Here is an 11,835-nt window from a genome sequence, read left to right on the forward strand (position 1 = left end):
AGATAATCACCACGGACCCATCATGCGGATACACAACAAGAAAAAATCAGAACTGAGTGAAAACCAGGTAACCCCGGAGCCGATTTACCGCCAGCGCCGGCAGATTCTGCGGGGGCTCGGCCTGGGTCTGGGTGCGGCGGCACTGAGCGGCCCGGCCAGTGCCGGTTTGCTCGACTCCCTGCTGGGGAACAAGGAGCCCGCGCCCGCCACCGGCGCGGCCACCACCACGCCCCTGACCTTCGCACGCCCCGACGCCTATCAGGTTTCCATACCGCAAACGGCCGAACGGGTGGCTACCAGCTATAACAACTTCTACGAGTTCGGCACCGACAAGTCGGATCCGGCCCGTTATGCCCAGCAGTTCAAGACCCGACCCTGGACCCTGACCATTTCCGGGGAAGTGGACAAGCCCCAGACCCTGGATGTGTGGGCATGGCTGGAAAAGCAGCGACTCGAAGAACGCATTTATCGCCACCGCTGTGTCGAAGCCTGGTCCATGGTCATCCCCTGGCTGGGGGTTCCCCTGGCGGACATCATCAAGGCGGCCGGTCCTACCTCCAGGGCCAGATACGTGGCCTTTGAAACCCTCTACGATCCGGAGCAGATGCGCGGTCAGGCCTCCCGTTTTACCGGCGGCGGCATCGACTATCCCTATGTGGAAGGACTGCGGCTGGACGAAGCCATGCATCCGCTGGCGTTGCTGACGGTAGGCATGTACGGCAAGACGCTGCCACCCCAGAACGGCGCGCCGATAAGGCTGGTGGTGCCCTGGAAGTACGGCTTCAAGGGCATCAAGTCCATCGTCCGCATCCACCTGACCGACAAGCAGCCACCCACTACCTGGAACCAGCTGGCTGCCAACGAATATGGCTTTTACGCCAACGTCAATCCAGAGGTGGATCATCCCCGCTGGAGCCAGGCCAGCGAACGGGTGCTGGCCGAAGGGGGACTGTTTGGCAGCGAACGGCAGCCGACGCTGATGTTCAACGGCTATGAAGACGAAGTAGCGAGCCTCTACCGGGGGATGGATCTGAGGAAGTTCTACTGATGAGGCTGTCTCCCAAGGGGGTAACCGGGCTGAAGGCACTGCTGCATGTGGCGGCGGTGCTGCCGCTGCTGTGGCTGCCCTGGGCCTTTGAAACGGGGCGTTTCAGCGCCGATCCCGTTCCCGAGCTGCTGCAGTATCTCGGCGACTGGGCGCTGCGGCTGTTGCTGCTGACGCTTTGTATCTCGCCGCTGGCCAAAAAGCTGAAAAGCGGGGCCCTGATCAAGGTGCGCAGACTGCTGGGACTCTGGGTCTTCGCCTATGCCAGCCTGCACCTGCTGGTGTGGCTGCTGCTCGACCTGCAGCTGGCCTGGGGCCAGATTGGCTCTGAGATCGTCAAGCGCGGTTTTATTACCCTGGGCATGGTGTCCTGGGTGCTGCTGCTGTTGCTGGCGGTCACCTCTACCCGCGGCTGGCAGCGACGGCTCGGACCCCGCTGGCAGCGACTGCACAATTGGGTGTACCTGGTCGCCCTGCTGATACCGATACATTTCTGGTGGGCGGTCAAGTCCGGCTGGATTGAGCCGGTCATCTATCTGGCGCTCAGCCTGGGCCTGCTGGGGTGGCGACGGGACAAGCTGAGCCGCTGGTGGCGAACCAGAACGCAAGCGAGGAGTGCGAGATAAGCGGTGAAGAGAGAGGGGAGGGCGTCCGCTCCACCCCTCACATCTTGACGGGCTTTAGGCTACACTGGCGGCCTTTCAGACAAGCTGCGGAGTATTGAATGGACAACCGGTTATGGTCATTGTGTTTTCTCGACGAGGGCGTGGCGCTGTCGGTGATCAGCCGCAAAGAAACCCGTTGCCAGTGGCTGAGCGATGAAGATCAGGCCCGGCATTATCTGCTCAATGAATACCTGCAACACGTGGCCGAACTGGGTGAGCTGGACGAACAGCAGACCCTGGTGGCCCGGGAGCGATTCGAGTTGCTGATGGAGCAGTATCCGGAGCCGGAAACCCTGGTGGAGTATCTCAACGATCTCACCAGCGGTCTGACTCGCATCCTCTGGTTTGGTCCGCTTTCTGCGCTGGCCGAAGACTACAGCGATTTTGCCCTGGCACTGCGTGCCTATTACTGGGAAGAATACGGCGAAGACGACGAAGACCCCGCCACCCCGGTAGCGGAAGACGACTGGATCTATCTGGTGGAAGCCATGGACGATTTTCTGCTGCAGGACGATTATTGAAGTCGGCTCCGGGCTGCTTTAACCTGTATTCATATACAGTCACCATGTGCAGCCATCCGCGCCCCCTATGATCCTTTATATCGCCGAAAAACCCAGTCTGGGCCGCGCCCTGGCCGAAGTGTTGCCCAGGCCCCATCAAAAGGGGGATGGTTTTATTCGTGTCGGCAACGGCGACGTGGTCAGCTGGTGCATCGGCCACCTGCTGGAGCAGGCCCAGCCCGACGCCTATGATCCGGCGTTCAGGCAATGGCGGCTGGAGCATCTGCCGATCATCCCCCGCGAGTGGAAGCTCGAAGCCAGGTCCAAGACCCGCAGCCAGCTGACGGTGCTGAAAAAATTGCTGAAGCAAGCAGACGACATCGTTCATGTGGGCGATCCGGACCGCGAGGGCCAGCTGCTGGTCGACGAGGTGATCAGCTTTTGCGGCGTCTCCGCCACCCGGCGGGAAAAGGTGCAACGTTGTCTGATCAGCGACCTCAACCCGGCTGCGGTCAAGAAGGCGCTGGCGGCGCTGCGTCCCAACCGGGAGTTTGTTCCGCTGTCGGTGTCGGCGCTGGCCCGCTCCCGGGCCGACTGGCTCTATGGCATCAACATGAGCCGGCTCTGTACCATCCAGGGCCAGAAAATGGGCTACCAGGGGGTGCTGTCGGTCGGGCGGGTGCAGACTCCGCTGCTGGGGCTGGTGGTGCGCCGGGATCAGGAAATCGAATCCTTCATCGCCAGGCCCTATTACGAGGTGCTGGCGCTGTTGCAGACCGAGGCTGGCGAGCGGTTCAAGGCCAAATGGCAACCCAGCGAAGCCTGCCAGCCCTGGCAGGATGAGGAGGGACGGGTGCTTTCCCGGCGGTTGGCGGAAAACGTTATCCAAAGGATTCAGGGCCAGCCGGGGCGAGTGGTCGGGGCCGAACGCAAGCAGCATCGGCAGGCGCCGCCCCTGCCTTACAATCTGTCGACGTTGCAGATTGATGCCGCCCGTCGTTTCGGACTCAGTGCCAAGCAGGTGCTGGATACCTGTCAGACCCTGTATGAACGGCACAAGCTGATCACCTATCCCCGTTCCGATTGCCGTTACCTGCCCGAAGATCACTTTCATCAGGCGGCGGCGGTCACCGAGGCCCTGGCGCGCACCAGTCCGGAACTGGCACCGGCGGTGGCCGAAGCCGATCTGACGCTGCGCAGCAAGGCATGGAACGGCAAGAAAGTCGACGCGCACCATGCCATCATCCCCACCGCCCGGGCGATGGACGGCGGCAAGCTGTCCGGGCCCGAGCAGAACCTGTATCAGTTGATTGCCCGTCAGTATCTGGCCCAGTTCTACCCGCCCTGGGAATATGCCGACAAGCAACTGGATGTCGATATAGCCGGTGGCCGTTTTGTAGCCAGGGCGCGGCAGCAGGTGAAACCGGGCTGGAAAGTCCTGTTTGCTCGGTCGGACAAGAAAGCAGACGAAGACCCCGAATTACAACCGACGCTGCCCGAGCTGAAGCCGGGGGATCCGCTGTTGTGTCTCGAAGGAGAATTACTCGATAAACTGACCCAGCCGCCCAAGCATTTTACCGATGCCACCCTGCTGGCGGCGATGACCAACATCGCCCGCTATGTCACCGACGCCGAGCTCAGGAAAATCCTGCGCGACACCGATGGCCTGGGCACGGAGGCGACCCGGGCCGGTATTATCGAGCTGTTGTTCAGTCGCCAGTTTTTAAGACGCGAAGGCAAGCAGATCCGGGCAACCGAGGCGGGCCGCAAGCTCATTGCCAGCCTGCCCGAATCGGCCACTACCCCGGACATGACCGCCCGCTGGGAGGCGGTCCTCGATGCCATCAGCCGCAAGCAGGCCGGCTATCAGGGCTTTATGGCCGAGCTGGAGGCTCGTTACCCGGGTTGATAAGCCAGGTGGATCCGGCGGCGTTCAGGGGGCTGCAGGGGGGCGGCAAGCGACGTCATTCCGCAAGCGCAAGCCGCGAAAAACGGGCGCAGGCGGCTCGACCCGGGCAGCGAAACGCTAGGCGGGCGTCAGCGAAATTTGGCCTCGGCGGGCTGCTATGCTTAGGCTTTTAGCGCCGCTGATGGAAGCCAATCATGGACAGAATATCGCTGTTGCTCACCCTCTGTGCCCTGCTGCTCACCGGCTGTGGCCTGGGCGGAGATGCCCGTTATCAGGCCGGTTACGCCGCCAGGCTCGCCGGAGATGACGACAGGGCCTTTGCACATTATCAGGAGGCGGCCCGGAGCAACGATTATCCCGAGGCTCAGTACCGGGTGGCCGAAATGTTCCTGGCGGGCAGGGGAACCTCGCAGGATACGGGGCAGGCCATCAGCTGGTTCAGGCAAGTTGCGGAGTCCCGGGATCCGGTGTGGAGTCCTCAGGCCCACCGGCAGCTCGGCCTTATCTACCGGGGTGATCATGGGCGGGCGTATCTGGACCGGCCTGCGGCGGCGGAGCAGTTTCGTCTCTGTGCCGAACAGGGTGAAACAGCCTGTACCCGGCTGCTGGTGCTGCTGACTCCGCCGTCCCTGCAGGTGTCATCTGCCAGCGTCGAGGCTTCTCCTCCCGGCCAGGCCGCGGTTGATCTCTATGCCCGTCGTGCCCCCAGCGTGTACAAGATAGTGGTGTATGCGCAACTGGATGCTGGACTGGAACCCACCAGCGTCGGCTCGGCCATTGCCATAGACCCGTACCGTGCCATCACCAGCTATCACCTGCTGCAGGCCGGGGGCATCCCGGTCAGCATCGACCGCCGCAATGACAATGAATATGTACGAGAGGCCGATGTGCAGCAGTGGCAGGTGGTCAAGGTCGACCCCAGGCGGGATCTGGCGCTGCTGGTGCTGGACGATCCCGGCCGCCAACTGAGTTTCACCAATACCATCAAGCCATACGAGCGGGTACGGGTCGGCGAAAAGGTGTTCGCCATCGGAGCGCCGGCCGGACTGGAGAAAACCCTGACCGAAGGCATCGTTTCTGCGCTGAGAACCGAAAACGGGGTCAGGCTTGTCCAGACCACGGCTCCCATCAGCTATGGCTCCTCGGGCGGCGCCCTGTTCGATGCCGAAGGACGACTGCTGGGCATCACCACCAAGGGGGTACAGGCCTGGGGCAACTTCAACTTTGCCGTGGCCATGGATGAGGTACAGGCCTTTCTGGCGGAGTAGAGGGTCTTCACCCTGTACACCTTGTATATCGGACAAAGGGCCCGCTCCGCCGACTCGCCATAAATCCTTCCCAAGAAGCGGTTGTGTTGCTTCTGGAGCCGTAACCCACGGCATGCGCAGATACTTGGTGTGACTGGAAGAAAGGGCGCGTCAAAACCGCATCTGACCGTCCCAGTCTCTGTGGTTGAATACCTGCCCCCGGGCTCTGACCTCGGCCAGGGCCGACAGATCCAGCTCGGCCACTACCCACAGGGGCCGATCCGCCTCACCCATGACCAGTACACCGTCGTCGGGATAGCCGTAGTCCACCGGGGTATAGATGGCGGCTCGACCGGTGTTGATGTCCACCGCCTCCGACCAGGGCGCCATGCCGATGGTGGGGGACTGGGCCACAAAGCACTGGTTTTCCAGCGCCCGGGCCTGGCAGCCGATACGCACCCGGTTGAAGCCGGCCTCGGTGTCGGTGCAGCTCGGTACCAGTATCAGGCTGGCGCCGGCTTCGACCTGACGGCGGGCCAGCAGCGGGAATTCGCTGTCGTAGCAGATGGCCACGCCGACCTTGCCGAAGGCGGTGTCCAGCACCTTGAGCTCGGTGCCGGATTGGATCTGCCACTGTTCATTCTCGAAGCGGGTCATCTGCAGCTTGTCCTGCCAGTCGGTATCGCCGTCGGGATAGAACAGGAAGGCGCGGTTGCGATAGCTGCCGTCGGCCTGGCGCACCGGAAAGGTGCCGGCCAGGATATGCAGCCCGTGCTCCCGGGCCAGATCGGCGAACAGAGTCTTGAAGTCCGTCAGCAGGCCTTGCATGGCGTCGAGCTGTCCATGGAGCGAGCGATAGACGCTTTCCTCGAACAGAGACGCCAGTTCCATGCTGAAATACTCCGGAAACAGCAGAAAGTTGGCGTCCTGATCGACGGCGTCCTGCACCAGACGCCGGATCTTGTGCTCATAGGCGGCCCAGTCCGGCAGGAAATCGATGTGATACTGGGCGCAGGCCAGTCGCAGAGAGGGAGTCATCGGGAGGTCTCCAGTGGCTTGAGATAAAACTGCATTGGTTTGTCGGTTTCTTGCGGCTGGTCGATATCCTTCCAGCCGAAACGGGCGCGAAGGCCCGGCTCGGGCCGGTAACCGAAGTGCTGCCAGACCGGCTCCAGCGACCGGTAGCCGCTGGGTCGCAGCGGATGCTCGGCGGGCCGCACCACGGCGCAGAAGGCCGCCTGCTGGAAGCCACCCAGTTGTCGGGCGTGGGCCTCGCGACCGTTGAAGAAGGCCTTGTAGAGTCCCTGTCCGCGATAGGCGGGCAACAGCACCGACTCCGCGCAGTAGAAGATGCGGTCGGTATCCAGGCCTTGCTCGACGAAGGGGCGGCGAAAGGCGGCGGTCTCATGACTCAGGGGCAGGCCGGTGGAAGCGCCTACCAGCCGGTCACCGTCGAGGGCCAGCACACAGACGCTGTGGTCGGTGTCCAGATAGGTGCTCAGATAGTCGGCTTCGTAAACCGGATCTCCGTCATAGAGATAGGGAAAGTCGCGGAACACCCGGATACGCAGCTCGGCCAGCCGATCCAGCCAGGGCGCCAGTGTCTTGCCGGTGACCGTCAGGATGTGCACGGGCTGGCTCATCAGGCGCCGACCTGGGCTATCCAGTCGTTGAGGTTGTAGTAGTTGCTGATGCGGGCCACCTTGTTGTCGCGCACTTCGAAGAAGGCGCCGGCCGGCAGCCGGTAGCGCTGGCCGCGGGCCTCGGGCAGGCCGTCATCGGTGACCAGGTACTCGCCCAGCACCACGAATTCGGCGGCGGCCCGGCTGCCATCGGTACTGCTCATGATCTGAATATCGACCAGCTGCTCCCGGTAATTGCGGTTCATCCGTTCCATGAAGGCGGCGAAGGCCTCGCGACCGGTTTCGCGCTCACCCTGGTTGATGTCGTGCCGCACATCGTCGGTCAGCAGACCGAGAAAGCGGTCCATGTCGCCGGCGTTGAAGGCCTGGTAATAGTCGGCGATCAGTTGTTCGGTACGGGCTCTGCTCATGATGATGATCCTGATTCTGGCTGATGAGCAGGTTAATCTCGGTGAAAGCGAGGGCGCGATCAAGACCGGCGGGTCGGGACGGCCGGCAAATGACTTTTTCAGCTCGGTAACAGTGATGCCGGATATGGGCCTGGACGCTGCGGTGCGGCTTAACCCGGTTCGGTACTTGGGGTACACTTGGGCGGCATTTATTCAGGAACCGTGACCATGCAGCTCACCCCGGCATCCCTTGCCCCCTATAACACCTTTGCCCTGACCCAGACCGCCGACCGTTTGACGGTGATAGAGCAGAGGGAACAATTGCTCGAATTGTGGCAGGCCCGCCAGGATGAGCCCCTGCTGATAGTCGGGGAAGGATCCAACCTGCTGTTTACCGCGCCTTTTCATGGCCTGGTGCTGGTCAATCGGCTCAAGGGTATCGTGGTCAACGAGACCGGCGACGCCTGGCTGCTGAAGGTGGCGGGCGGAGAAAACTGGCACCAGCTGGTGTGCTGGACCCTGGAGCAGAAAATGCCGGGGCTGGAAAACCTGGCGTTGATCCCCGGTACCGTCGGCGCCTCGCCGATCCAGAATATCGGTGCCTACGGGGTGGAGCTGGCGCAATTCTGCGAGCAGGTGGAGAGTTTCGACTGGCACAGTGGTGAAACCCGTCACTGGTCGGCGGCCGAGTGCGCCTTCGGTTACCGGGACAGCGTGTTCAAGCATGAGGCGCGTCATCATCTTATCCTGAGTGTCACCCTGCGGCTGCCCAAGGCATGGCACCCGGTGTTGGGCTATGGTCCGCTGGCGGAGCTGGGCGAGGCCGCCACGGCACAACAGATTTTCGAGCGGGTCTGCGCCACCCGTCAGGCCAAGCTGCCGGATCCTGCCGTGCTGGGCAATGCCGGCAGTTTCTTCAAGAATCCCAAGGTGGTCACCGCCCAGGCCGAGGCGCTCCGGCTGGCCTGGCCGGCGTTGCCGGTGTTTGCGGCAGAAGCCGGGCGGAGCAAGCTGGCGGCCGGCTGGCTGATCGACAAGGCAGGCCTCAAGGGGACGCGGGTCGGCGGTGCCGGCGTGCACACCGAGCAGGCGCTGGTGCTGGTCAACCACGGCGGCGCCACCGCCGAGGACGTGTTGCGGCTGGCGGCGTTGGTGCGGGAGCGGGTGGAGCAGTTGTTCGGCGTGCGGCTCGAGCCCGAGGTTCGCATGATGGGCCCCGACGGTGAAACCTGTCTGGATGAGGCGCTGGCATGTCTGAACTGACGCCGTTGCGCGAGACGTTGCTCAGGTTGTTGGCCGATGGCCAGTTTCATTCCGGTGAACAGCTGGGGGAGCGGCTGTCGGTCAGCCGGGCGGCCGTCGGCAAGCATGTGCAGGCGCTGAAGGCGCTGGGACTGGAGGTATACAGCGTCAGCGGCAAGGGCTACCGACTGGCGGTCCCCCTGCAGCTGCTGGATCAGGCGCGCCTGACTCAGGCGCTGGCGCCGAGCCGGGCCGAGCTGGTGCCGGTGATCGGCTCCACCAATCAGCACTGGCTGGAGTCGCTCTCCCGGCTGGAAAAAGGCGACATCTGTGTGGCCGAATGCCAGACCAGCGGTCGCGGGCGACGCGGACGGCCGTGGGTTTCTCCCTTCGGCGGTCAGCTGATCATGAGCATGTACTGGCGGCTGGAGCAGGGCATGGCGGCGGCCATGGGGCTGAGTCTGGTGGTCGGCATTGCCGTGGTCGAGGCGCTGGAGGCGCAAGGCTTTGCCGGGGTACAGCTGAAATGGCCCAACGATCTCTATCTGAACGGTCGCAAGCTGGCGGGGATTCTGGTCGAGATGTCCGGCACCGCCGGCGGCCCCTGTCAGCTGGTGATCGGCATGGGACTCAACCTGCTGCTGCCCCGGAGCGAGCAGGAACGTATCGATCAGCCCTGGGCGGAGCTGGCCGAGCTCGGCAACATCGAGGATCGCAACGCTCTGGTCATCGCCGTGGCCAGCCAGTTGCAGCGCAGTCTGCTGGTGTTCGAACGGGAGGGGATTGCCGCCTTTCGCGAGCAGTGGAACCGGCTGGACTACTTCAACGGCAGGGCGGTACGGGTATTGATGGGCGAACAGGAGGTGCAGGGTGTCGCCCGGGGCATCGATTCACAGGGTGCCCTACTGCTGGAGCTTGAAAACGGGGAGCTCAAACACTTTCTCGGCGGTGAAATCTCTCTGCGCGGTAAATAACCCCTGGTCCGCAAGCGTTATTTCTTCAGCCACACCTGATCTATGCCGTGTTCTCTGCCCTTGGTGAGGATCAGCTCGGCCCTGTCCTTGGTGGGCAGGATGTTCTGTTTCAGGTTCTTGTAGTTGATTTCGTGCCAGATGCGGCTGGCCGTGGCCACCGCTTCTTCTTCCGACAGCTGGGCGTAGTGATGAAAGTAAGACTCCGGATCGGCAAAGGCGCCGGAGCGCAGCTTGAGAAAGCGCTCCACATACCAGGTTTTCAGCAACCGTTCGTCGGCGTCCACGAAGATGGAAAAGTCCACGAAGTCCGAGACGAATACCCGGTGTGGTTCGTGGGGATAATCCATGCCGCTCTGTAACACGTTCAGACCCTCGATGATCACGATGTCCGGCTGCTCCACCACGGCTTTCTGACCCGGAACGATGTCGTACACCAGATGAGAATACACCGGTGCCGTGACACTGGGTTTGCCGGATTTGATATCGGATACAAACTGCACCAATCGACGAATATCGTAAGACTGTGGGAAGCCTTTCTTGCCCATCAGGCCGCGTTCTTCCAATACCGCATTGGGATAGAGAAAGCCGTCGGTGGTCACCAGCGTTACCTTGGGATGCTGAGGCCATCGTTCAAGCAGTGCTTGCAGGATACGCGCCGTGGTGCTTTTGCCCACGGCCACCGAGCCGGCAATGCTGATCACATAGGGCACATGGCGGGGCTCTTTGCCGAGAAACTGATCCAGCACGCGATTGCGGCGTTGCTTGGCCTTGACATAGAGGTTGAGCAGGCGGGACAGAGGCAGGTAAATATCTCTGACTTCCGCCAGTGATACCTTGTCGTTGATGCCCTGCAGACGCTTGAGTTCCGCCTCGCTCAGGGGCTGATGTACTGTATCACGCAATTCTGACCAGGTTTCGCGAGAAAAGGCCAGATAGGGAGAGTAGTTGTCTATCGTCATGGGCGTGTCCTGTGGGTCGCTCGAGGACGATACACCATGGTCTGGGGATGAACAAGGCGGCAGACGGCCATGCCCGGCGTTGGGCGTCGGCCCGCGGCGATGACGCGGCGGGCGATAATATGCACGAGAATGCGCCAGAATAGGGGGCTTTGATGTTTTTTTGTGCGCTTGAGCCCGCCGCAGTGAAAAACTTTCGGCAAAGGTGTTGCATCGGGTTGTGCCCTTGCTCTAGAATTCGCCTCGTTCTAGTGCCGGCATAGCTCAGTTGGTAGAGCAACTGACTTGTAATCAGTAGGTCCCGAGTTCGACTCTTGGTGCCGGCACCATAAAAATCTGGAGGGGTTCCCGAGTGGCCAAAGGGATCAGACTGTAAATCTGACGGCTCAGCCTTCGCTGGTTCGAATCCAGCTCCCTCCACCAAATTTCCGGATCTGTTCATCGCGACGGGTCTGAAATAAAGCGGTTTGACGGTTGTAAAAAGTAAAGAGTATCGCGGGCATCGTATAATGGCTATTACCTCAGCCTTCCAAGCTGATGATGCGGGTTCGATTCCCGCTGCCCGCTCCAGATGCTGATATAGCTCAGTCGGTAGAGCGCACCCTTGGTAAGGGTGAGGTCCCCAGTTCAAATCCGGGTATCAGCACCACTTCTTTGCTCGAGCACCTCAAGCCTTTTTTTGTTATATACTTCCTACTTGCGACTCGCGTGGTATAGCTCACCACCCAACCAGTTAGAGGGACGAGCATGTCTAAAGAAAAATTTGAACGTAACAAACCGCACGTAAACGTCGGCACCATCGGCCACGTTGACCACGGTAAAACGACCCTGACCGCTGCCATCACCAACGTCCTTGCCAAGCAGTTTGGCGGTGCCGCCCGCGCGTTCGATCAAATTGATAATGCCCCGGAAGAAAAAGCCCGTGGTATCACCATCGCCGCCTCTCACGTTGAGTATGACACCGAAAGTCGTCACTACGCACACGTTGACTGCCCTGGCCACGCCGACTATGTGAAAAACATGATCACCGGTGCTGCCCAGATGGATGGTGCTATCCTGGTTGTTGCTGCGACCGATGGCCCCATGCCGCAAACTCGTGAGCACATCCTGCTGGCCCGCCAGGTAGGCGTACCTTACATCGTTGTGTTCATGAACAAGTGTGACATGGTTGACGATGAAGAGCTGCTCGAACTGGTAGAAATGGAAGTTCGTGAACTGCTGTCCGAGTACGACTTCCCGGGCGACGACATTCCGGTTATCCAGGG

At 61.5% G+C, this 11,835-nt stretch carries 12 protein-coding genes, 4 tRNA genes and 1 pseudogene; 13 read left to right on the forward strand and 4 right to left on the reverse strand.

The window, feature by feature from the left end:
- Nucleotides 1–22 precede the first annotated feature (22 nt).
- The 5 genes and pseudogenes from msrP (at nucleotide 23) to BFR47_RS10680 (ending at nucleotide 5,387) form a co-directional block, all read left to right on the forward strand.
- A complete protein-coding gene (gene msrP / locus BFR47_RS10660) occupies nucleotides 23–1,048 on the forward strand; it encodes a protein-methionine-sulfoxide reductase catalytic subunit MsrP (RefSeq protein WP_071473058.1) in 1,026 nt (341 codons plus the stop codon).
- Nucleotides 1,048–1,671: a protein-methionine-sulfoxide reductase heme-binding subunit MsrQ gene (gene msrQ, locus BFR47_RS10665; RefSeq protein WP_071473059.1), complete on the forward strand. Its 624-nt coding sequence runs from the start codon at nucleotides 1,048–1,050 to the stop codon at nucleotides 1,669–1,671. The genes msrP and msrQ overlap by 1 nt, the downstream gene beginning before the upstream one ends.
- Before the next feature lie 98 nt (nucleotides 1,672–1,769).
- On the forward strand, nucleotides 1,770–2,231 hold the full coding sequence (locus BFR47_RS10670; protein WP_071473060.1) for a hypothetical protein: 462 nt from the start codon (nucleotides 1,770–1,772) through the stop codon (nucleotides 2,229–2,231).
- 67 nt (nucleotides 2,232–2,298) lie between these two features.
- Nucleotides 2,299–4,240 (forward strand): annotated as a pseudogene (locus BFR47_RS10675) (DNA topoisomerase III).
- Nucleotides 4,241–4,313: 73 nt separating this feature from the next.
- Nucleotides 4,314–5,387 carry a trypsin-like peptidase domain-containing protein gene (locus tag BFR47_RS10680; RefSeq protein WP_071473061.1) on the forward strand — a complete coding sequence of 358 codons (1,074 nt, stop codon included), beginning with the start codon at nucleotides 4,314–4,316 and terminating at the stop codon, nucleotides 5,385–5,387.
- Between the two features lie 150 nt (nucleotides 5,388–5,537).
- Here BFR47_RS10680 and BFR47_RS10685 read toward each other — a convergent pair whose 3' ends face one another.
- The 3 genes from BFR47_RS10685 to BFR47_RS10695 are packed head-to-tail and all read right to left on the reverse strand — an operon-like array spanning nucleotide 5,538 to nucleotide 7,419.
- Nucleotides 5,538–6,404, reverse strand: a complete 867-nt coding sequence (locus BFR47_RS10685) for a carbon-nitrogen hydrolase family protein (RefSeq protein ID WP_071473062.1) — start codon at nucleotides 6,402–6,404, stop codon at nucleotides 5,538–5,540.
- Nucleotides 6,401–7,009, reverse strand: a complete 609-nt coding sequence (locus BFR47_RS10690) for a GNAT family N-acetyltransferase (RefSeq protein ID WP_071473063.1) — start codon at nucleotides 7,007–7,009, stop codon at nucleotides 6,401–6,403. Before BFR47_RS10690 ends, BFR47_RS10685 begins: the two co-directional genes overlap by 4 nt.
- Nucleotides 7,009–7,419, reverse strand: coding sequence for a ketosteroid isomerase-related protein (locus BFR47_RS10695; RefSeq protein ID WP_071473064.1), 411 nt, complete (start codon nucleotides 7,417–7,419; stop codon nucleotides 7,009–7,011). Before BFR47_RS10695 ends, BFR47_RS10690 begins: the two co-directional genes overlap by 1 nt.
- On the opposite strand from BFR47_RS10695, the gene BFR47_RS10700 reads away from it, so the two are divergent.
- From BFR47_RS10700 to birA, 3 genes are read left to right on the forward strand one after another with little or no spacing between them, the layout of a single operon-like run.
- Nucleotides 7,418–7,624 carry a hypothetical protein gene (locus tag BFR47_RS10700; protein ID WP_071473065.1) on the forward strand — a complete coding sequence of 69 codons (207 nt, stop codon included), beginning with the start codon at nucleotides 7,418–7,420 and terminating at the stop codon, nucleotides 7,622–7,624. The genes BFR47_RS10695 and BFR47_RS10700 overlap by 2 nt on opposite strands.
- Before the next feature lie 2 nt (nucleotides 7,625–7,626).
- Nucleotides 7,627–8,661, forward strand: a complete 1,035-nt coding sequence (murB, locus tag BFR47_RS10705; protein WP_071473066.1) for a UDP-N-acetylmuramate dehydrogenase — start codon at nucleotides 7,627–7,629, stop codon at nucleotides 8,659–8,661.
- Entirely contained in the window at nucleotides 8,649–9,614 is a 966-nt protein-coding gene (gene birA / locus BFR47_RS10710) for a bifunctional biotin--[acetyl-CoA-carboxylase] ligase/biotin operon repressor BirA (RefSeq protein WP_071473067.1), read from the forward strand. The genes murB and birA overlap by 13 nt, the downstream gene beginning before the upstream one ends.
- Before the next feature lie 17 nt (nucleotides 9,615–9,631).
- Here the strand turns inward: birA and coaA are convergent, their stop codons facing one another.
- Complete coding sequence (gene coaA, locus BFR47_RS10715; RefSeq protein ID WP_071473068.1) at nucleotides 9,632–10,573, reverse strand: type I pantothenate kinase; 942 nt, start codon at nucleotides 10,571–10,573, stop codon at nucleotides 9,632–9,634.
- Between the two features lie 250 nt (nucleotides 10,574–10,823).
- Here coaA and BFR47_RS10720 point away from each other — a divergent pair.
- From BFR47_RS10720 to BFR47_RS10740, 5 genes are all read left to right on the forward strand, one after another.
- Nucleotides 10,824–10,899: transfer RNA gene (locus BFR47_RS10720), tRNA-Thr, on the forward strand.
- Between the two features lie 9 nt (nucleotides 10,900–10,908).
- Nucleotides 10,909–10,993: transfer RNA gene (locus tag BFR47_RS10725), tRNA-Tyr, on the forward strand.
- A 72-nt stretch (nucleotides 10,994–11,065) separates the two neighbouring features.
- Nucleotides 11,066–11,140 (forward strand) — tRNA-Gly (locus tag BFR47_RS10730).
- 3 nt (nucleotides 11,141–11,143) lie between these two features.
- Nucleotides 11,144–11,219: transfer RNA gene (locus BFR47_RS10735), tRNA-Thr, on the forward strand.
- 98 nt (nucleotides 11,220–11,317) lie between these two features.
- Nucleotides 11,318–11,835, forward strand: a 518-nt coding sequence (locus tag BFR47_RS10740) for a GTP-binding protein (RefSeq protein ID WP_139215158.1), incomplete at its 3' end; no start/stop codon positions are given.

This window comes from Oceanisphaera psychrotolerans, assembly GCF_001870485.1.
Lineage (GTDB): Bacteria > Pseudomonadota > Gammaproteobacteria > Enterobacterales > Aeromonadaceae > Oceanimonas > Oceanimonas psychrotolerans.